Source organism: Herbiconiux liangxiaofengii, assembly GCF_041927335.1.
GTDB classification, from domain to species: domain Bacteria; phylum Actinomycetota; class Actinomycetes; order Actinomycetales; family Microbacteriaceae; genus Herbiconiux; species Herbiconiux liangxiaofengii.
In genome coordinates, this window is the sequence record NZ_JBHFHD010000006.1 from 110,841 (window position 1) to 130,018 (window position 19,178).

The window sequence follows — 19,178 nt, forward strand, 5'->3', positions numbered from 1 at the left end:
CATGACCCACCTCACCATCCAGGCCGATCCGGGCGAGCGGCACGACGAGATCCTGACTCCGGATGCCCTCGCCTTCGTCACCCGCCTGCACGACCAGTTCGCGGGCCGACGCCAGGAGCGCCTCGCCGCCCGCATGGCCGCGCGCAAGGCCATCGAGAACGGACGGGACCTCCGCTTCCTGCCCGAGACCGCCGGCATCCGCGAGAACACCTCGTGGCGGGTGGCGGGCCCCGGCCCGGGCCTGGAGGACCGCCGCGTCGAGATCACCGGGCCCACCGACCGCAAGATGACGGTGAACGCGCTGAACTCCGGTGCGAAGGCCTGGCTCGCCGACCTCGAAGACGCCACGAGCCCCACCTGGGCGAACATCGTGGGCGGGCAGCTGTCGCTCCGCGACGCCATCCGCGGTGAGATCGACTTCGTGAGCCCCGAGGGCAAGCAGTACCGGGTGACGGCGACCGAGACGCCGACCATCATCATGCGGCCGCGCGGCTGGCACCTGGTGGAGAAGCACCTCGCCTACACCGACCGTGCCGGCAGCCGCCGGTCGGCCAGTGCGTCGCTCGTGGACTTCGGGCTCTACCTCTTCCACAACGCGCAGGCGCTGATCGACGGCGGAAGGGGCCCGTACTTCTACCTGCCGAAGCTCGAGAACCACCTCGAGGCGCGACTGTGGGACGACGTGTTCACGTACTCCGAGAATGCGCTCGGCATCCCGCACGGCACGATCCGTGCGACCGTGCTGATCGAGACCATCTCGGCCGCCTACGAGATGGACGAGATCCTGTACGAGCTTCGGGATCACGCCGCGGGCCTGAACGCCGGGCGCTGGGACTACATCTTCAGCCTGATCAAGACCTACCGCGACCGCGGCCGCTCGTTCGTGCTGCCCGACCGGAGCCGCATCACCATGACGGTGCCGTTCATGCGCGCCTACACCGAGCTGCTCGTGCAGACCTGCCACAAGCGGGGAGCCCATGCCATCGGAGGCATGAGCGCCTTCATCCCCAACCGCCGCAACCCGGAGGTGACGGAACGGGCCCTGGCGAGGGTGGCCGACGACAAGCGGCGCGAGGCGGGCGACGGGTTCGACGGCACCTGGGTGGCGCATCCGGATCTCATCGTCACCGCCCGCGCGGAGTTCGACGCCGTGCTCGGCGACCGCCCCAACCAGGTCGACCGGCAGCGACCCGAGGTGTCGGTGTCGGCCCGCGACCTGGTCGACCTCAGCACCATCGAGGCGACGGTGACGGATGCGGGGGTGCGGTCGAACGTGTCCGTCGCCCTGCGCTACCTCGAGAGCTGGCTGCGCGGGGTCGGTGCCGCGGCCATCGACGACCTGATGGAGGACGCCGCCACCGCCGAGATCTCCCGCTCGCAGCTCTGGCAGTGGATGCACCAGGGCGTCGTGACCGAGGAGGGCACGCCCGTCACCCGGGCGTTCGTGGAGGGTGTGCTGCACGACGTGTTGCGGTCGGTCGACCGCTCGCTCGCCGACCGATTCGACGACGCCGAGGACATCCTGCGCCGGGTGGCCCTGGAGGAGGAGTTCCCGACCTTCCTCACCATCCCGGCCTACACCCACTACCTGGTGGAGCCGGCCCCGGCCCTGGAGGCCGTCGCCGCCTGACGCCGGCGCCGACCACGGCGGTAGCGACGGAGGCTACCGGCCGATCGCGCGAACGACGGATCCTCGGCCCGAACCGGGCCCGAGGGTCCGTCGTTGCGCGGCGCCCGTCCGGGGGCGGTGCCGGCCGGAACCGGTGGCCGCCATAATGGGGGCATGGAGGCGGACGCGGTCGGAACCATCGTGTGGATCGTGTCGTTCGTGGCCATCACGGTCACCGTCACCGGGCTCGCGGGGCGCGTGGGCTGGTCGGCTCCGGTGGTGCTCGTGGCAGTGGGTGCCGTGGTGTCGTTCATCCCGGGGGTGCCCACCATCGAGGTGGAGCCCGACCTCGTGCTGTACGGGCTGCTGCCGCCGCTGCTGTTCGCCGCCGCCATCCGCACCTCGTTCGCCGATGTGCGCGCCCGGCGCGACGGCATCCTGCTGCTCTCGGTGGGGCTCGTGGCCTTCACCGTGCTGACCGTGGGGCTCACCGCCTGGTGGATCATTCCCGGCATCACGCTGGCCGCCGCCTTCGCCTTCGGGGCCGTGGTGGCGCCGACGGATGCGGTGGCCGTGACCGCAATCGCCGGCCGGCTCAAGCTGCCCCGCCGGCTCGTGACCGTGCTCGAGGGCGAGAGCCTGCTCAACGACGCCACCGCGCTGGTGGCCCTGAACGCCGCGATCGCCGCCATCATCAGCGCCTCCACTCCGAGTGCCGAGCCTCTGACGCCCTGGGGCATCGGGCTCGAGTTCGTGATCGCCGTCACCGTGGGGGTGGGCGTGGGCTTCGGGGTGGGGTTCGTGTTCGCGTTCATCCGTAAGCAGCTGCACTCGCCCGTGCTCGACACGAGCCTGTCGCTCATCACGCCCTACGTCGCGTTCATCCCGGCGCAGTTCCTGCACGGCTCGGGGGTGCTGGCGGTGGTGGTGGCCGGTCTGTTCCTGGGCTTCCGGGCCCCGGTCATCCAGACCGCCGAGTCGCGCATCGCCGAGTCGCTGAACTGGCGCACCATCCAGTTCCTGCTTGAGAACGCCGTGTTCCTGTTCATCGGGCTGAGCCTGTTCGGCATCTTCCAGGGTGTGGCCGACAGCGGCCCGGGGCTCTGGCCGACGGTGATCATCTCGGTGGTGCTGCTGCTCGCCATCTTCCTGTCGCGCTTCGGCTGGATGATGCTCACCACCTCGGTGTACCGCTACGGCCCGCAGTGGCTGCGCAACCGGGGGTGGAGCTGGCGCAACGGCATCGCGGTGTCGTTCGCGGGCATCCGGGGTGTGGTGACGCTCGCGGCGGTGTTCCTCTTGCCCGAGGAGACGCCGGAGCGGTCGTTCCTGCAGTTCCTCGCGTTCGTGGTGGTGGTGGGCACGCTCGTCGAGGGAGCCTTGCTGCCCTTCGTCATCCGTCGCCTGCGCCTGCCGCCGCCCGACTTCTCGCAGGAGATGACCGAGGTGCACATGCTCATGGCCGAGGCCCAGAGTCAGGGTCTCGCCCGGCTCGAGAACGAGGTGACGGATGCGGTCGACCAGCGAGTGGTCGACCGTCTGCGCCTGAACGCCCGGTTTCTCACCGATGCGCTCGAGAACCCCGCGCCCGACGGCGTCGAACCGCCCGCGAAGGACTACAACCGGCTGCGCCGCCTGATGATCGAGGCCGAACGCCAGGCCGTGCTGCAGGCGAGGTCGGAGGGGCGGTACCAGGAGCGGGCCGTGAAGTCGGTGCTGGCGAAGATCGACGTGGAGGAGACGGAACTCAACATCGGGAAGCCGCCGCGGTGAGCAGGTCGGGCGGGGCCGCTGCGGGCTCGCGCCGCTTTCAGTTCGTCTATCGCGCGGGACTCGTGCTCAAGGGTGTGGACGGCTCGCTCGAACTGCTCGCGGGGCTGGCCCTGCTGCTGTTCCCGCACGCCCTGGCGCGGCTGATCGCACCGCTCGCCGTCTCGGAGGCGGGGCCGCATCCGTATCTGAACGCGGTGGCCTACTGGGTGGGGCGGGCCGACCACGAACTGCTGGCCGGAGACCACCTGTTCGCGGTGGTGTTCCTGCTGCTGCACGGGATCGTGAAGCTCGTGCTGGTGTACTGCCTGCTGCGGCGGTTCCAATGGGTGTACCCGTGGGCGCTCGGGGTGCTCGGCGCGTTCGCGCTGTATCAGGGGTACGTACTGGTGGTGAGGCCCACCGTGGGCATGGCCGTGCTCACCGTGATCGACCTCGTGATCATCTGGCTGGTGTGGCGGGAGTGGCGGATGGTGCGACGCCAAGCGGCCGAGCCGCCCGGTGCAGACGCGGCCGAGCCGCCCGGTGCAGACGCGGCCGAGCCGCCCGGCACCGGCGACGGAGCCGGAGCCGGCGTCAGCGGCGCGCGGCCAGGAAGCCCTCGATGAACGCGGCCGTGTCGTGCCAGTTCTCGACCGCGAACGTGTCGACGCCCATGGCCTTCACGGGGTAGTCGTTGCCGCCCTCGTCGAGGCGGTCGCCCACGAAGAGCATGTCGTCGAGCGCGATGCCCGTGAGCTCGGAGAGGCGGTTCATGCCGTAGGCCTTGTCGATGCCCTCGCGGGTGATGTCGACCGAGGTCGACCCGCCCGAGCGTACCTCGAGGTCGGGCAGCAGGGCCGCGACGGCGGCGCGCAGGCGCTCCTTCTTCTCGCCCGACGGGTCCCAGGCCGACTTGATGTCGACCGGGGCGGCCTGCCCGAGCGCCGAGAACGTGATCTGCGAACCGCGGTCTTCGAGCACGGGGCCCCAGGTCTCGGTCTCCCAGAGGCCCAGGCGCTTGGCCTCGGACTCGAGGGCCTGCTGGGCGCGCTGCTTCTGGTCGTCGCTGAGGTTCTCGGCGTAGACCTGCGTCCAGCCGCCCTCGTAGCGGTAGTACTGGGTGCCGCAGGTGGGCATGAGGTGCAGGCGTTCGAGCCGGTCGCCCGCCTCCGCCGGGAGGTTGGCCACCAGCTGCGACTCGAACTGGCCGAACTGGCCGCCCGAGATGACGCACACTGGTACAGCGTCGAGCAACTCGACCAGCAGTTCGGCCATGCGGGGGTCGAGGGGCGCCTTGGAGGGCGCGAGCGTGTCGTCGAGGTCGAAGGCGACCAGGCGGACGTTCGTCGTCACAGGGGAGTACTCCTCGCGTCGCGATCCGGCCCGGCCGAAGGGGCCGTCAGATCGAAGGGGGCTGGGTTCCTGGCGAGGATAGCAGGTCGTCGATCCTGCTCGCGGGCAGCGGAGGCGCGATCAGGAAGCCCTGCGCGAAGGTGCAGCCCATGTCGCGCAGCAGCGACCGCTGGGCCTCCTCCTGCACACCCTCGGCCACGCTGTCGCAGCCGAGTTCACGGGCGAGGCCGACGGTGGCCCGCACCAGCGATTGGGCGCGCGCATCCGTTTCCATCGAGGAGACGAAGCTGCGGTCGATCTTGATCTCGTCGACCGCCAGGCCGTGCAGGGCGCTGAGCGAGTTGAACCCGGTGCCGAAGTCGTCCAGCGAGAGCCGCACCCCCGCAGCCCGAAGCGGTTCCAGGGCCGCCAGCGCCTGGTCGATCTCGGCCACCTGGGTCTGCTCGGTGATCTCGAGCGTGAGCGCCGACGGCGGCAGCGACCGGCGGGCGAGGGCGGGCAGCACGTCGGCCACGGCGGCCTCCGCTCCGATCCAGGCCGCCGAGACGTTCACGGCCACGGTCAGGGGGGTGCCCCGCGCAGCCCATCGTGCCGCGTCGTCGAGCGCGAGCGACAGGATGCGCGTGGTCCACTGCTCGGTGGCCTCGGCCTCGTCCAGCAGCGGCACGAAGTCCTCCGCGCCGAGCAGGCCGCGCCCGGGGTGGTTCCACCTCGCCAGGGTCTCGACCCCCTCGATCGCTCCCGTGGACAGGCGGGTCTTGGGCTGGTAGAGCACCACGATCTGCTCGAGCGAGGCCGGGTCGCGCAACTGGTTCAGCGTTCGCCGGAGCCGCGCCCGTTCGGCGTTCAGTGCCGCGCTCCGCCGCCGCACCGTCACCGACACCACGGTGGCCAGCAGCGCCGCCGTGGCCAGGGCGACCGCGATGACCGAACCACCCACGAGCGGGCCCACCACGAGAACCACGAGGGCGGCCACCATCGACGCGAGGGACAGCAGGGTGCCGGTGGTGGTGGCCGAAGCCCGACGCACCACCGGATGCGGGTGCTCGGTGCTCCGGCAGATCCAGACGACGATCAGGAGCACCCCCACCACCCACCCCGCATCGAGGGGCGTGCCGGTGCCGGTGTCCCCGGCGGCCGAGCGGAGGGCGAACAGCACGTCGGTCACCCCGAACAGGGCGATCCCCAGCACCAGCGGCACCCAGGGCGTGTGGGTGCGGTCGGAGGCACGCAGGCCCACGAGCGCCGCCAGCAGCAGCAGGTCGAGCGCGGGGAACGCCACCGAGAACGCGATCAGCACGGTACCGGTGCCGGAGGCCGCCACCTCGAACACCGGGGTGAGCACGAGCGCCAGCACCGCGGCGAACCCGAGCGAGCCGATCAGGGCGTCGAAGACGATGGCCGAGCTGCGGCTCCGCAGATGCCGGCTCGCCAGCACGACGACGGCGGCGAGCAGCAGCAGCGAGAAGGCCAGATAGGCCACGTCGGCCAGGAGCGTCGACTCGTCCCGGCCGTCACCCACGAGCACATCGGCCACGAGCGCCGTCGTGATGGCCGCGGAGGCGAGTGCCGGGGCTGCGGACGGCCCCCGGCTGAGCAGTACCGCCGTCCAGCAGGTCGCCACGACGGCCAGCTCCGCGGCCAGCCGCACGACGGTGCTGACGACGGGAGGAACGCCCGGTACGACCAGTGTGACGACGACGGCGAGCATCAGCGCCCCGAGCAGCCACCCGAGCGCGCGGACGGACGGCCGTGAGTCTCCTCGCAGCAGGGTGCGTGTGCGCTCTCGCCACCGAGTCATCGCGTCAGCCACCACCCCCGCCCGATGCTGAGCGTAGCGGCCCGCGGCCCCGCCCGACCAGAAACACGGGTCAGTCGAAGCCGACGACCGTGTCTCCCCAGGCCGCCCGGATGGCCCGATCGGGGTCGTCGACCACGCGCTCGCCGTGATCGAACACCATCGTCGCCCGGCGATCGGTGTCGTACTGCGGCCACTCCGGCCCGGCCTCGCCCTCGAACGCCGTGAGGCCGGCGGGGTCGCCCGATTCGGCGAAGCACAGCCAGCGGCGCTGGATGGCCTCCGACAGCCGGCGCGCCTCGGCGAGCCCGCCCAGGCGGAAGCTCGGGTCGCGTCGCGTGAGTGCCAAGGTGCCGAACACATAGGCGATCTCGGCTCCGTGGGTGGCTCCGATGCCGAGCAGCGTGAGGGCGGGGGTGGAGTGGTCGAAGCGGTACATCCAGGTCGGGGCCGCCCGGCTGTGGGCGGCGGCGAGCCACACCGAGGGCATCCTGAACCCGGCGTCGCGCGACAGCTCGGCGGGTGTGCGGTGCCGGGGGAAGCGCGGGTACGCGGCCTCCACCCGGCCCTCCACGTCGGCGAACTCCGGATGCCCGTCGGCCAGCTCCACGAACATGGCATGCACCGAATCGGCCGTGATGGGCATCAGGGGCGACTTCATCAGGCGGAACAGCGACGCCTCGTCGTGGTTGGTGCCGATGATGAGCGGAACCGGCAGCTGCCGGCCGGCCTCGTACACCTGCACCGGATGCGCGGGCACGAGCTCGCCGTCGACCACGGGCGCGAAGGCGAGCGTGCCTGGTGCCTCGGCCGAGACGTTCTGCACGAGTTCGAAGGCCGCGCCGCTGAGTCGCTCGGCGGGCAGGGCGCGCAGCCGTTCGCCGGCGTCGGCCGCATCCGGATCGATGCCGACCAGCCCGAGGAAGCGGCGGGCGACCATCGTGGCCCGGGCGAGCCCGTAGACGCTCGTGGCGGGGGAGCTCTCGGCGATGGCGCGGTGCACGAGGCCCTCGGCGGCCGGCGAGGCGAGCAGCGTGGTGACGCACCCGGCCCCCGCGGACTCGCCGAACAGGGTCACGTTGCCCGGGTCGCCGCCGAAGGCCTCGATGTTCTGCTGCACCCAGGTGAGGGCCGCGACGAGATCGCGCAGCGCCACGTTGGGTTCGAACGGCGCGTTGCCCTCGCCGGGGTGGATGGTCGAGAAGTCGAGGAAACCGAGGGCGCCGAGCCGGTAGTTCACGCTCACCAGCACCACCTCGCCGCGCTGCACGAGCTGGGTGCCGTCGAAGAGCGGTTGGGCGCTCGTGCCCGCCACGTAGGCGCCGCCGTGCACCCACACCATCACCGGGCGGGGAGCGGCGGCGGGGCCGAGGGCGGCATCGGGCGACGGTGCCAGTACGTTCAGACTCAGGCAGTCCTCCGACTGGCCGAGGCCTTCGGGCAGCCGCATGGCGGGGTTCTCGTGCTGCGGCGCAGCCGGGCCGAACTGCACCGCGTCGCGCACACCTGGCCAGGGGGCGACCGGCTGCGGTGACCGGAAGCGCAACGGTCCCACCGGAGCGGCCGCATACGGGATGCCCCGCCAGCTGCGCAGACCCTGCCGGAGCGTGCCGCGCACGGCACCCGAGGAGGTCTCGACGAGGAGCGGATCGCCCGGGGCGGCTGGCATGGGGCCACTGTAGCGATTGAATGGAGGGGTGAACCACGATTCCCCCGCCCTGCCCGCCGCACTCTCCGCCGACGACGCGGCATCCGTCGCCCTGGTGCAGGCCCTCCGCGACGACCTCGTGGCGGCGCGGTACCGCGTGGACGTGCTCGACGGGCTGTGGGGCCCGTCGGCCGCGGCCGCCCTGTTCCGCGGGCGGCGGCTGCCGGCCTCGCGCGCCATCGGGCGGGCCCGCGCCTCGGGATCGGGCGTCTCAGCCGTGATGACGCTGGCGCAGCTCTTCCTGCTGGGCGAGACGGTGTCGGCCGACGACCTGGCGGCGGCGCTGCCACGGCTCGGGGTCGACGGCGCCGTGGCGCTCGGCTTCGTCGGCGAGGCGCCGGCACCCGGCACGGGCTACCGGGCCCTGCTCGACCTGCGCCCCTACAGCTTCGTCGACACGCTCGGGGCGGGCAGCTGGTGGATCGCCTCCGACCTCGGCGAGACCGTGCTCGGCCGCGCCCTCGACGAAGACCACGTGCTGGGTATCGGCGGGGCGTCGACCACGCTCTCGGGCCTCATGATCGCCTCGCCTGTCGACTCGGTGCTCGACCTGGGCACCGGATGCGGCATCCAGGCCCTGCACGCGGCGCGTCATGCACGCCGGGTGGTGGCCACCGACATCTCGCGCCGGGCCCTCGCCATCGCCGCGTTCAACGCGCGGCTGAACGGGGTGACGAGCATCGAGTTCCGGCATGGCAGCCTGTTCGAGCCGGTGGTGGGGGAGCGGTTCGACCGCATCGTGTCGAACCCGCCGTTCGTGATCACCCCGCGGCGGGAGGGCGTGCCGGTTTACGAGTACCGTGACGGCGGGCTCGTGGGCGACGCGCTGGTGGCCTCGGTGGTGCGCTCGGCCGGCGAGCACCTCACGCCGGGTGGCATCGCCCAGATGCTCGGCAACTGGGAGTACGGAGCGGAAGACGGGCTCGAGCGGGTGCGCGGCTGGATCGAGGGCGGCCCCGTGCCGCTGGACGCCTGGGTGATCGAACGCGATCGGCAGGATGCCCCGCTGTACGCCGAGACCTGGATCCGCGACGGAGGCACCCGGGCCGGCACCGACGACTTCGACGCGCTCTACGCCGAGTGGCTCGACGACTTCGAAGAGCGCTCGGTGCGCGAGGTGGGGTTCGGCTACCTGCTGCTGCGCCGGCCGCCGGAGCCCTCGGGCCCGGCGAGGCCGGCCGCTCCCACGCTCGCCCGGTACGAACGGCTCGAGGCTGCGGTGGGCAGCAACCCGGTGGGCCTCGGCGCCCATCTCGCGGCCTGCCTCGCCGGTCACGACTGGCAGGTGCACCGCACCGACGACGAGGTGCTGGCCGCGGTGCTGGTGTACGCCTCCGACATCACCGAGGAGCGGCACTACTGGCCGGGCCACGACGACCCGGTGGTGATGACGCTCCGGCAGGGCGGCGGGTTCTCCCGCTCCGTCGACCTCGACACCGGGCTCGCCGCGTTCATCGGCGCCTGCGACGGCGACCTCTCCGCCGCCGCGATCATCGGGGCCATCTCGCAGGTGCTCGAGGTCGACGAGGCGGCGCTGCGGGGCGAACTGGTGCCGCGCATCCGCTCGCTCGTCGACGACGCCATCCTGCTGCCGGCCTCCTGACTCCGGATGCGCGGCACCGGTCGCGACCGGTGTCGCACGCGGCGGGTCGGCTTCAGCGGGCCCACAGTCAAAGCACAGAAGCCGTGACCAGACTTGAGTCGAGCGACCGGCACACGGCGCCGGCGCAGATCGGAGCGATCAGCATGGGATTCCTTGACCGACTGCTTGGCCGGGAAGAACCGCAGAACACTCCCGCGTACGGTGCGCCGGCCCAGGCCGGCTACGGCCGGTCGGCGCCTCCGGCGGCTCCGGCCGATCCGCAGAACGCCCCGCAGCGCTCCGACGACGAGATCGCGGTCGAGCGCTACCGCTATCTGCTCCGCACCGCGCCGCCCGAGACCATCGAACAGGTGCACGAGGAGGCGTTCACGAAGCTGACCCCCGAGCAGCGACGCATCCTGTTCACGCAGCTCAGTGAGAACGCGCCGGCCGGCGAGCAGCCGCGCGGCGACGATCCCCGATCGCTCGCGCAGGCGGCCACCCGCTCCGAGATCCGCCAGCCCGGCACCATGGAGCGCGCCTTCGGCGGTGCCGGCCGCGCCGGCGGAGGTGGCGGCATGGGCTTCGGCTCGATGGTGGCCGGTTCGCTGCTGGGCACCGTGGCGGGCTACGTGATCGGTTCGGCGCTCGTGAGCGCCTTCCTGCCGCCGATGGGCGGAGAAGACCAGGCCGCGGCCGACGGCGGCGACACCGGCGACGGCAGCGGTGACGCCGGGTCCGACGGCGGCGACGCCGGAGCGGGCGACGCCGGCAGCACCGACGCCTCGGCGGCGGGCGACGGCGGCGGCGACTGGTCGGGCGGAAGCGGCGACTTCGGTGGTGGCGACTTCGGTGGCGGCGGCGATTTCGGCGGGGGCGACTTCGGCGGCGGCTTCGACTTCTGACCCGTGCTGTTCATGAGCGCGGCGCGCCGCGGGATGGATAGGGTGACTGTATGACCGACCTGCGCATCGTCGAGCACGAGCAAGACGACATCGTGACCTACTACGTCACCACCGATCTCAACCCCGACGACTTCCCGGGTGCGCCTTCGCTCGGCCCGTTCGACACGCGGGCCGAGGCCGAGCAGGCGCAGAAGGAGTGGGACCAGGAACTCGTCGACGACGCGGACACCGATCCCGCCACCGGCGCTCCGACGGTTCTCTGAGCCTTGCCGGGAATGAACGACTACGACAGTCGCCCCTGGCTGAAGAGCTTCTCGCCCGAGCTCGCCCCCACCATCGGCGAGCCCGAGTTCGGTTCGCTCGGCGAACTGGTCGACGCCACCTGCCGTCGCTTCGCCGACAAGACCGCCTACTCCAACCTCGGCCATGAGCTGAGCTTCGCCGACGTCGGGCGGCTGAGCGACCAGTTCGCCGCCTTCCTGATCGGTGAGCTGGGCCTGGCCAAGGGCGACCGCATCGTGGTGCAGAGCCCGAACCTGCTGCAGTACCCGGTGGCGGTGTACGGAGCCCTCAAGGCGGGCCTCGTGGTGGTGGGCGCGAATCCGCTCTACAGCGCGAGCGAGATGAAGAAGGTGTTCATCGACTCCGGCGCCGTGGCCATCGTGGCGCTGGCCAACTTCGCCGACAAGCTCGAGAAGATCATCGCCGAGACGTCGCTCAAGCACGTGGTGCTCACCGAGGTCGGCGACCTGCTGCCGCCCGTGAAGCGCGTGGTCACCAACTTCGTGGTGAAGCGGGTGCGCAAGCTGGTTCCGGCGCACGGGTTGCAGGCCACCATCTCGTTCCGTGACGCCCTCGCGGCCGGCGCTCGCCGCGCATCCGTCGCCCTGCCCGCCGTGGCGGCCGGCGACACCGCACTGCTGCAGTACACCGGCGGCACCACGGGCGGCACGAAAGCCGCGGTGATCACCCATGCCAACCTGCTCGCCAACCAGGCCCAGATGCTCGCGCCCATGAAGCTGCGGCTCACAGCCGGCGAGGAGACCATTCTCACCGCGCTGCCGCTCTACCACATCTTCTCGCTCACGGTGAACGGCCTGGCCTTCTTCGCGTTCGGCTCGCACAACGTGCTCGTGACGAACCCGCGCGAGACCGCCGACCTGGTGAAGACGCTGGGCGCCACCAAGCCCACCGTCTACATCCTGGTGTCGACGCTCGCGGCCCAGCTGCTCGAGAGCGAGGCCTTCAAGGCGCTCGACTTCACCCGGCTGAAGCTCGCGGTGGCCGGCGGCATGGCGGTGCGCGGCGCCACCGCGACGGCCTGGCGCGAGGCCACCGGCAGCGACATGCTCGAGGGCTACGGCCTCACCGAGGCCTCACCCGTGGTGTGCGTGAACCCCACCTGGGAGCATCCGCGGGTGGGCACCATCGGCCTGCCGCTGCCCTCCACCGACATCGAGCTGCGCGACGACGACGGAAACCCCGTGCCCCTCGGCGAGCCCGGCGAGCTCTGCGTGCGCGGCCCGCAGGTGATGGCGGGCTACTGGAACCAGCCCGAGAACACCGACGAGGTGCTCGCCGACGGCTGGCTGCGCACGGGAGACGTGGGCACCATGAGCGACGACGGCTACATCACCATCGTCGACCGCAAGAAAGACCTCGTGGTGGTGTCGGGCTTCAACGTGTACCCCAGCGAGATCGAAGAGGTCGCGATGGCGCACCCGAAGGTGAAGGACGCGGGGGCCATCGGGGTGCCCGACGAGCACTCAGGCGAGGTGGTGGTGCTCTTCGTGGTGCCGGCCGACCCGTCGCTCACCGAGGACGAACTGCGCCAGTACTTCAAGGGCGAGCTCGCGGGGTACAAGCGACCCAAGCGCATCGTCTTTCGCGACGAGCTGCCGAAGACGAACGTGGGCAAGGTGCTGCGCCGCGAGCTGAAGGCGCTGCTCTAGCTGCCGTCGGCCGCCACGCGCGCGACCGCAACCAGCGACTCCTATTGCCAGGTGGCGGTGTCGGGGTCGATGCCACGCGCGCGTGCGCCGGCGTCGATGATGCGACGCAACCACGAGGCGAGCCCGGTGCGGACGCCGTCGTAGTGTGCGGTGTATGCGGGATCGGCTTCATACATGCGGCCGAGGACGACCTGCATCTGCCGGGTGATCGGGAAGTAGGCGGAGAATACCTCGCGGTGCAGCTCGACGAGAGCGTCCGCGGCTGGGCTGCCGGGTTCGACACCAGCATCCATGGCGTCGGCAAGGGCCTGATCAAGCGCGGCCGACGCATCGGCGACGGCCTGCCAGTCGTCCACGGTGCGTGATGCGGAGCGTTCGGCGTAGTGCCTCCACTCCGGCGTATCGCCGTAGAGTTGCCGCGCCTCAGCCGGCCACTGCGGATTCCATCCAGGCCCGAACGTCGCGGTCTGCTCCTCAGCGGTCATGAGCAGCCCGTGCTCGTGGGCGTCGACCATCCGGGCCAGGTCATCGCCCAGCCTGCTGAGATGCTCGATCCGCGCCGCAAGCCGGGCCTGCTGGGCACGCAGCGCACTGACGACAGCCGCACTCGGATCGTCGAGGACGCTCCGAATGGCTTCCAGGTCGAGCCCCAGCTCGCGGTAGACGACGATGCGCCGCAGTCGCTCGAGGTCGCCTTCGGCATAGAGCCGGTACCCGGCAGCTGACCGTGACGACGGCCTCGCAAGGGCGATCTCGTCCCAGTGATGCAGCGTCCGGACCGTCACGCCCAGGCGCGCTGCGGCCTGACCGACGGTCAGGTGCACGGCGTCGCTGTCATCAGGCATGCACTCCATTCTTCTCGCCCTCGGTGTCCGGGGCGGTGATGCCGATCGCTTCGAGGTTCTTGGCGGTCTGGCCGGCCGGCTCGAAGGGTTTCGCGGCAGTGAAGACGACCCGCACCTTCTCCGGCGTGATCACCTCGACATCCCGGGTGCCCCAGGGCGTGTCCCGCGGCTCGCTCACCACGCCCGCGTCGTGGGCTCGGCACGCGGCGACGAGGGCGTCGATCTGGTTCAGGACGCACGCGAAGCTGAAGCTCACCGGCGGTACCTCACCCGGAGCCGACGCGGTCGGGACCAGCAGGACGTCCTGAAAGGCCCACCGGCGCAGGTGCACGAGCGTGCCCGGCGCGGTGAACAGCTCGAAGAAGTCCAGGCCGCGGGTCCAGAAGTCGACGGAAGCGGCCAGGTCGGTTGTCGGGATCGTCACGAACGACGGCATCCCGTAGATGCCGTGGAATGGCTCAGGCGCGACCGCGTCGGGGCTGGGGGCCGGGACCGGGCTCATCTCGAAGGCGTCGTAATAGTTGCTCATGGGCTCCATGCTCTGCCCTGACGCAGCGTGAGGGTCAACTCGGGGAGCTCTGGGACCAACCGGTTGGCCCGGCACGACTAGGCGACAGCCGACTCGATTCCGGATGCGCGCCGCTCGGCGACGGGGCCGGTCGTCGCAGCGCCGGCCACGACAGCGCCGGTCGTCACAGCGCTCGGGCCCATCACCGCCGCGGCACCCGCGCCTGTCCCGCGCCCCAGGAACGCGCTCGCGGCCGCCCGCCGGAAGTGCCGCATCGCCCGGCCCCAGAACACCGCGGGCCGCAGGCCTCCCGCCCGCAGCGCCGGCCCGTGGTCGACCGCCACCACCGTGGCCGCCCCGGCCGCCACCACCCAGGCGGCCGCGGCCGCGAGCATCCGCACGCCCGCGGGCACACGCCGGAGCCCCACCTGCAGCTGTGCGATCTGGAAACGGATGTGCTCGACCTCATCGGTGAGCACCCGGCGCGCCACCCCGCGCAGAACCGGGTCGGCCGAGCGTTCGAGCGCGGCGAAGTACTCCAGCGCCACCGTCTCGGCGATCAGGAACAGGGTCACCTCGGTGCGCAGGCCCATCAGCCGGCGCAGACGCACGAACGCGGCATCCGACCAGTGCTCGTGCAGCGGGCCCACTCCGAACCGCCGCAACGCCCGGCCGAACAGGGCGGAATGCTTCTGCTCCTCGGCCACGAAGAGCTCCAGCGCCGTGTCGTAGTCGCGGTCGAACCGCCGGCGCGCCTTCGACCGGAGCCCTTCGCCCTCGCCGCTCTCGCCGAGCTCGAAGCGCTGCAGCGACCGGGCGATCGCTGCGATGTCGGCCGCCGGGAGCGGCGAGATCGCGCCCCACGGGATGGTGCGATCGAGCCGGTCGTGCCGGGCGGTGTTGCGCGAGAAGTACTCGGCCCACGCGGTGAAAGGCCCGGTCTCGGAGAATTCGTGCGTCGTCATGATCGCTCCTTGCGGTAGTCTGTGAGCGGTTAACGTATCGAATAACGATATGAAATGCACGACTTTCGATAGAAATTCAGCCGAGGAGGCACAATGTCACGACCGCTCATCGGCGCGCTCCGAGCCATGCTCGTGCTGCTGTTCGCGGGGGCCGTTCTCGCTCAGGTGTTCACCCGGCAGCTCTCCGGAGCCGTGCTCGTCGACCCGGCCGCCACCGTCGTCGCGGTGCTCACCGTGCTGGGGCTCGTCTGCATCGAGGTGGTGCTGGTGTGCGTGTGGGCTCTCGTGGGCCTCGCGGGCGATGCACGGCTGTTCGCCACCGGCCGGCACTCCGAGCGCTGGGTCGACATCGCCATCGGTGCGCTGTCGGTGGGCGCGGCGCTGTCGACCGTGGGCCTGGTCTACCTGCTCGCCACGGGTGCGGCCGGCAGCTCCGAGGGTCTCACCGTGGTGGTGCTCGCCGCCGCGGTCGCCGCCGCGGCCTGCGCCCTCGCGCTCCTGGTCACGGTGATGCGGCACCTGCTGCACGCCGCGGCCGAGCTGCACGACGAGCTCGCCGAGGTGGTGTGATGCCCATCGTCATCAACCTCGACGTGGAGCTGGCGAAGAAGAAGATGTCGGTCGGCGACCTCGCCGCCGCCGTGGGCATCACCCCGGCGAACATCTCCATCCTCAAGAACGGCCGCGCCAAGGCGGTGCGCTTCTCCACGCTCGACGCCATCTGCTCGGTGCTGGGCTGCCAGCCGGGCGACATCCTGAGCTACGTCGACAACGCCAGCCCGGGCGGGCAGCAGCCCTAGGCGGATGCGCGCCGCAGCACGACGGTGACGGCGACCACGGCGGCCACCACCACCGCGATCAGCAGCACCACCACCCCCAGCGACAGCGCCGGAGCCGCCAGGGGGAGCAGCAGCAGGATCACGGCGGCACCGAGGCTGAGCGCCGGCGGGATGACGGTGGGCCCCGTGAGCGGCCGGTAGAGCACCCACATCAGCACCACGAACACCGCAACCGGAACCGCCACCGCGTACGCCGCGACCGTGACGGGCGCCTCGACGTGGTGGCCGATCGACTCGACGCCCACCTCGAGGCCGGCACCCAGCGCCGCGAGCGCGGCGAACAGCAGGTAGTGCCCGTAGCCCCAGAAGTACGACCAGGAGCGCCGTCGCTCGAGCCCCTCGTGGGCCGGTTCGAGAAAGTACACCCACCACAGACCGAACAGCAGCGCCAGGCCCGAGGCGGCCACGAGCACGAACTCGCCGGTGGCCGAGCCCGCGCTCAGCACGCCCTGCACGGCCGAGCTCGAGGCCGCCACCGACTCACCGAGCAGGATGATGGTGAACAGCGAATAGCGCTCGGCCACGTGATGCGGGTGCCAGGCGATGCGACGGTTGCGCTCGGCGAAGGCCGGCACGGCCAGCTCGCAGAGCGCGAGCAGCACGAACACGGCCGTCTGCGCTGCGGTCGGCCAGCCGGCGGTGGCGAACAGCCGAACGATCCAGAGGGCCTGCACCACCGAGATGCCGATCGCATAGCCCAGCGCCGTCGATCGGCCGTCGGCATCCTGAACTGCTGCGCGCAGCCACTGCGCCACCATCGCCAGCCGCATGATGAAGTAACCCAGCGTGATGAGACGCCAGTCGTCGTCGTCGAAGGCCCCCGGCACCCCGGAGGCCAGCACGAGCACGCCGCCCATCTGAAGCATGGTGAGCAGCCGGTAGGGCACGTCGTCGGTGTCGTACGCCGAGGCGAACCAGGTGAAATTGAGCCAGGCCAGCCAGATGGCGAAGAAGACCATCAGGAAGTTCGGCAGGGCCGACGAGATCTCGTTCTCGGCGATGGCCGCCGCCAGCTGGGCGACGATTGAGGCCACCGCCACCACGAAGGTGAGGTCGAAGAGCAGTTCGAGGGGCGTGGAGACGCGACCCTCTTCGTGGATGCTGCGTCCGCGCATCCGGAGCACGGGCACGATGGCGCGGCGCCGGCCCGGGGGAGCGGCGGCGGTGCTCGAGGCCCCGCTCACGCCACCCTCGCTCACTGCCCCGAGGTGACGATCAGCAGCACGAACTGCGCCACGACGGCGCCCACCCCGAGCGCGAGCAGGATCCAGCCCGTGGTGCGCAGGGCCCGGCCCTCGTGCGACGGGTCGTCGATGCGCCCGATGGCGGGGTCGCGCGGGTTCACGTGCACCGTCACGTCGTCTCCGGGCTCGGGGGAGTGCGACTGATCGTCATCGCACGGAGCCTCGTAGAGAGCGCCGTCGTCACCCAGCCAGCGGTACACGAGCGCGCCGCTGTCGTTCAGCACCACCACCCCGAGGGTCTCGGGCCAGTTGCGGTAGAACGCACCGCGCACGTAGCCCACCACCAGCAGCACCGCGCCGAGGGCCACCCCGATCCAGCTGAACAGCTCGGTGATCAACGAGGCTGCGTCGACCGGATCGTCCATGCTGCAACCCTATTGGCTGGCGTGGCGTCAGTAGAGTGTCGGCATGAACGGCGTTCAGCTCCTGCTCGTGATCGTCGGCGCGATCGCTGTGACGGGAATCGCCCAGCGGCGCGGCCTGCAGCCGGCGTTGGTGATCACTCTGGTGGGCTTCGCGGCCTCGTTCATCCCGGGGTTCACCGGCCTCGAGCTCGATTCCGAGATCATCCTCGGCATCGTGCTGCCGCCGCTGCTCTACTCGGCGGCCCTGAACTTCTCGTTCATCTCCTTCCTGAAGAACCTGCGGCCGATCATCGGGCTCGGCGTCGGCCTCGTGGTGGTCACGGCGCTGGTGGTCGGCGTCTTCGCCTCGTGGGTCGTGCCGGCGCTCACCCTCGGCACGGCGATCGTGCTCGGCGCGATCGTGGCGCCCCCGGATGCGGTGACGGCCGTCGCGATCGGCACGAAGCTGGGCCTACCGAGACGGGTGATGTCGATCCTCACCGGTGAGAGCCTCGTGAACGACGCGGCCGCCCTCACCCTGTTCTCCATCGCGGTGTCGGCCGTGGTGGGCACGCACGCCTTCATCGACAGCCCGGTGCTGCTGTTCCTCTACAGCGCGGGCGTCGGCATCGGAGTGGGTCTCGTGCTCGCGGGGGTGGCCACGCTCATCCGTCGCTTCCTGAACGACCCGCCGCTGGAGACCGTGCTCGGCCTGATCGTGCCGTTCGCGGCCTACCTGCTGGCCGAGCAGTTCGAGGCCTCCGGCGTGCTCGCGGTGGTGGCGGCGGGCTTCGCCATCGGCGCCACCTCGCGGCGCGCCGGCTACGCCACCCGCCTGCAGGAGCGCGACGTGTGGTCGTCGATCGACGTGCTGCTCGAGGCCTTCGTATTCGCCTACATGGGGCTTCAGCTGCGGTTCGTCATCCAGGACGTTCAGGAGGCGGGTGGCGACGACTCGCTCTGGCAGGTGTTCGGGGCAGCACTGCTCGTGCTCGTCGTGGTGCTGCTCATCCGGCCCGTCTGGGTGTTCGCGTCGTTCGGGCGCAACATCGTCACCGACCGGTTGATGCGGCGCAAGGTGGCGAGCGACGAACGGATGCGCGCGCGAATCGAGCGCGAGAACGCCGCCAGGGCGGCCCGCGGGCGCAAGCCGCGACAGTTCCCCGTTTTCCTGTCGTGGAAGGAGAGCGTGGTGGTGTCGTGGACCGGCATGCGGGGCGTGGTGACGCTGGCCGCCGCCGCCGGTGTGCCGCTCGCGCTGGCCGACGGCACGCCGTTCCCGGGGCGCGCGGAGATCCAGGCCATCGCCTTCACGGTCGCCGTGGGCACCCTGCTGGTGCAGGGGCTGACGCTGCCGGTGCTGATCCGCTCGCTGAAGCTGAGCGACCCCGAACAGGAGGCCATCGACCTGGAGCAGGCGGAGCACGCCGTCACGGTGGCCCGGGAGGCCTCGACGGAGGTATTCGCCGAGTTCATGCGGAACCCGCCGCCCGGTCTGCCCCCGGAGGTGGTGAAGGGGCTCGAGGAGCGCGTGGCGCAGCGCTCGGAGCAGGCGGAGCGGGAGGTCGACCCCGCCACCACGGAGTTCGGGCAGCAGATGGGGGCGCTGCAGCGGCGGGTCATCCGGGCGCAGCGACTGGCGATCCTCCGGGAGCGCGACCGCAACCAGCTCGACGACGAGGCGGCGAGGGACTACCTGAAGAAGCTCGACTACCAGGAGGCGGCCATCGAGTCGCGGCTCGGCGACCGGCTGTGAGCAGCCAGAGGAGGACGA

18 protein-coding genes are annotated in these 19,178 nt (G+C 71.3%); 10 read left to right on the forward strand and 8 right to left on the reverse strand.

Features of this window, described 5'->3' with window-relative positions; all coding sequences use genetic code 11:
- Position 1: 1 nt before the first annotated feature.
- The 3 genes from aceB (at position 2) to ACEXOR_RS04345 (ending at position 3,987) form a co-directional block, all read left to right on the forward strand.
- Positions 2–1,630 carry a malate synthase A gene (gene aceB, locus ACEXOR_RS04335; RefSeq protein WP_374848163.1) on the forward strand — a complete coding sequence of 543 codons (1,629 nt, stop codon included), beginning with the start codon at positions 2–4 and terminating at the stop codon, positions 1,628–1,630.
- A 153-nt stretch (positions 1,631–1,783) separates the two neighbouring features.
- Positions 1,784–3,382, forward strand: coding sequence for a Na+/H+ antiporter (locus ACEXOR_RS04340; RefSeq protein ID WP_374848164.1), 1,599 nt, complete (start codon positions 1,784–1,786; stop codon positions 3,380–3,382).
- The gene (locus tag ACEXOR_RS04345) at positions 3,379–3,987 is read left to right on the forward strand and encodes a DUF2127 domain-containing protein (protein WP_374848165.1); all 609 of its coding nucleotides are present in this window, start codon (positions 3,379–3,381) and stop codon (positions 3,985–3,987) included. The genes ACEXOR_RS04340 and ACEXOR_RS04345 overlap by 4 nt, the downstream gene beginning before the upstream one ends.
- On the opposite strand, the gene ACEXOR_RS04350 is transcribed toward ACEXOR_RS04345, so the two are convergent.
- The 3 genes from ACEXOR_RS04350 to ACEXOR_RS04360 all read right to left on the reverse strand — a co-directional run bounded on the left by ACEXOR_RS04350 (position 3,956) and on the right by ACEXOR_RS04360 (position 8,181).
- Positions 3,956–4,714 (reverse strand): HAD-IIB family hydrolase, encoded by a 759-nt coding sequence (locus ACEXOR_RS04350; protein ID WP_374848166.1) that lies wholly within the window; start codon positions 4,712–4,714, stop codon positions 3,956–3,958. The two genes, ACEXOR_RS04345 and ACEXOR_RS04350, sit on opposite strands and share 32 nt — an antisense overlap.
- Before the next feature lie 46 nt (positions 4,715–4,760).
- Complete coding sequence (locus ACEXOR_RS04355; protein ID WP_374848167.1) at positions 4,761–6,515, reverse strand: EAL domain-containing protein; 1,755 nt, start codon at positions 6,513–6,515, stop codon at positions 4,761–4,763.
- A gap of 70 nt (positions 6,516–6,585) precedes the next feature.
- Positions 6,586–8,181: a carboxylesterase/lipase family protein gene (locus tag ACEXOR_RS04360; protein WP_374848168.1), complete on the reverse strand. Its 1,596-nt coding sequence runs from the start codon at positions 8,179–8,181 to the stop codon at positions 6,586–6,588.
- Between the two features lie 28 nt (positions 8,182–8,209).
- Here ACEXOR_RS04360 and ACEXOR_RS04365 point away from each other — a divergent pair, with 28 nt between their 5' ends.
- The 4 genes from ACEXOR_RS04365 to ACEXOR_RS04380 all read left to right on the forward strand — a co-directional run bounded on the left by ACEXOR_RS04365 (position 8,210) and on the right by ACEXOR_RS04380 (position 12,659).
- The gene (locus ACEXOR_RS04365) at positions 8,210–9,823 is read left to right on the forward strand and encodes a DUF7059 domain-containing protein (protein ID WP_374848169.1); all 1,614 of its coding nucleotides are present in this window, start codon (positions 8,210–8,212) and stop codon (positions 9,821–9,823) included.
- Between the two features lie 143 nt (positions 9,824–9,966).
- A complete protein-coding gene (locus ACEXOR_RS04370) occupies positions 9,967–10,707 on the forward strand; it encodes a hypothetical protein (protein ID WP_374848431.1) in 741 nt (246 codons plus the stop codon).
- Between the two features lie 50 nt (positions 10,708–10,757).
- Positions 10,758–10,970, forward strand: a complete 213-nt coding sequence (locus tag ACEXOR_RS04375; RefSeq protein ID WP_374848170.1) for a hypothetical protein — start codon at positions 10,758–10,760, stop codon at positions 10,968–10,970.
- Positions 10,971–10,982: 12 nt separating this feature from the next.
- Complete coding sequence (locus ACEXOR_RS04380) at positions 10,983–12,659, forward strand: AMP-binding protein (protein ID WP_374848171.1); 1,677 nt, start codon at positions 10,983–10,985, stop codon at positions 12,657–12,659.
- 41 nt (positions 12,660–12,700) lie between these two features.
- On the opposite strand, the gene ACEXOR_RS04385 is transcribed toward ACEXOR_RS04380, so the two are convergent.
- The 3 genes from ACEXOR_RS04385 to ACEXOR_RS04395 form a co-directional block, all read right to left on the reverse strand.
- Entirely contained in the window at positions 12,701–13,504 is an 804-nt protein-coding gene (locus ACEXOR_RS04385) for a MerR family transcriptional regulator (RefSeq protein WP_374848172.1), read from the reverse strand.
- Complete coding sequence (locus ACEXOR_RS04390; RefSeq protein WP_374848173.1) at positions 13,497–14,033, reverse strand: VOC family protein; 537 nt, start codon at positions 14,031–14,033, stop codon at positions 13,497–13,499. Before ACEXOR_RS04390 ends, ACEXOR_RS04385 begins: the two co-directional genes overlap by 8 nt.
- Before the next feature lie 77 nt (positions 14,034–14,110).
- Positions 14,111–14,977 carry a ferritin-like domain-containing protein gene (locus ACEXOR_RS04395; protein WP_374848174.1) on the reverse strand — a complete coding sequence of 289 codons (867 nt, stop codon included), beginning with the start codon at positions 14,975–14,977 and terminating at the stop codon, positions 14,111–14,113.
- Positions 14,978–15,070: 93 nt separating this feature from the next.
- Between ACEXOR_RS04395 and ACEXOR_RS04400 the strand changes: the two genes are divergently transcribed.
- Together ACEXOR_RS04400 and ACEXOR_RS04405 are read left to right on the forward strand one after the other, a co-directional pair.
- Entirely contained in the window at positions 15,071–15,547 is a 477-nt protein-coding gene (locus ACEXOR_RS04400) for a DUF2975 domain-containing protein (RefSeq protein ID WP_374848175.1), read from the forward strand.
- Positions 15,547–15,777 carry a helix-turn-helix domain-containing protein gene (locus ACEXOR_RS04405; protein WP_374848176.1) on the forward strand — a complete coding sequence of 77 codons (231 nt, stop codon included), beginning with the start codon at positions 15,547–15,549 and terminating at the stop codon, positions 15,775–15,777. The genes ACEXOR_RS04400 and ACEXOR_RS04405 overlap by 1 nt, the downstream gene beginning before the upstream one ends.
- Here the strand turns inward: ACEXOR_RS04405 and ACEXOR_RS04410 are convergent.
- On the reverse strand, positions 15,774–17,000 hold the full coding sequence (locus ACEXOR_RS04410; protein WP_374848177.1) for a low temperature requirement protein A: 1,227 nt from the start codon (positions 16,998–17,000) through the stop codon (positions 15,774–15,776). The genes ACEXOR_RS04405 and ACEXOR_RS04410 overlap by 4 nt on opposite strands.
- Positions 17,001–17,011: 11 nt before the next feature.
- Positions 17,012–17,425 carry a DUF3592 domain-containing protein gene (locus ACEXOR_RS04415; protein WP_374848178.1) on the reverse strand — a complete coding sequence of 138 codons (414 nt, stop codon included), beginning with the start codon at positions 17,423–17,425 and terminating at the stop codon, positions 17,012–17,014.
- Positions 17,426–17,468: 43 nt separating this feature from the next.
- Between ACEXOR_RS04415 and ACEXOR_RS04420 the strand changes: the two genes are divergently transcribed.
- Positions 17,469–19,160 (forward strand): cation:proton antiporter, encoded by a 1,692-nt coding sequence (locus ACEXOR_RS04420; protein ID WP_374848179.1) that lies wholly within the window; start codon positions 17,469–17,471, stop codon positions 19,158–19,160.
- The last annotated feature ends 18 nt before the right edge of the window (positions 19,161–19,178 follow it).

Bases quoted from the DNA above. Each gene is read 5' to 3' on its own strand.
- aceB (WP_374848163.1), top strand. From the start codon at position 2: ATGACCCACCTCACCATCCAGGCCGATCCGGGCGAGCGGCACGACGAG.
- ACEXOR_RS04340 (WP_374848164.1), top strand. From the start codon at position 1,784: ATGGAGGCGGACGCGGTCGGAACCATCGTGTGGATCGTGTCGTTCGTG.
- ACEXOR_RS04355 (WP_374848167.1), bottom strand. From the start codon at position 6,515: ATGACTCGGTGGCGAGAGCGCACACGCACCCTGCTGCGAGGAGACTCA.
- ACEXOR_RS04360 (WP_374848168.1), bottom strand. From the start codon at position 8,181: ATGCCAGCCGCCCCGGGCGATCCGCTCCTCGTCGAGACCTCCTCGGGT.
- ACEXOR_RS04370 (WP_374848431.1), top strand. From the start codon at position 9,967: ATGGGATTCCTTGACCGACTGCTTGGCCGGGAAGAACCGCAGAACACT.
- ACEXOR_RS04375 (WP_374848170.1), top strand. From the start codon at position 10,758: ATGACCGACCTGCGCATCGTCGAGCACGAGCAAGACGACATCGTGACC.
- ACEXOR_RS04380 (WP_374848171.1), top strand. From the start codon at position 10,983: ATGAACGACTACGACAGTCGCCCCTGGCTGAAGAGCTTCTCGCCCGAG.
- ACEXOR_RS04385 (WP_374848172.1), bottom strand. From the start codon at position 13,504: ATGCCTGATGACAGCGACGCCGTGCACCTGACCGTCGGTCAGGCCGCA.
- ACEXOR_RS04390 (WP_374848173.1), bottom strand. From the start codon at position 14,033: ATGAGCAACTATTACGACGCCTTCGAGATGAGCCCGGTCCCGGCCCCC.
- ACEXOR_RS04395 (WP_374848174.1), bottom strand. From the start codon at position 14,977: ATGACGACGCACGAATTCTCCGAGACCGGGCCTTTCACCGCGTGGGCC.
- ACEXOR_RS04400 (WP_374848175.1), top strand. From the start codon at position 15,071: ATGTCACGACCGCTCATCGGCGCGCTCCGAGCCATGCTCGTGCTGCTG.
- ACEXOR_RS04405 (WP_374848176.1), top strand. From the start codon at position 15,547: ATGCCCATCGTCATCAACCTCGACGTGGAGCTGGCGAAGAAGAAGATG.
- ACEXOR_RS04415 (WP_374848178.1), bottom strand. From the start codon at position 17,425: ATGGACGATCCGGTCGACGCAGCCTCGTTGATCACCGAGCTGTTCAGC.
- ACEXOR_RS04420 (WP_374848179.1), top strand. From the start codon at position 17,469: ATGAACGGCGTTCAGCTCCTGCTCGTGATCGTCGGCGCGATCGCTGTG.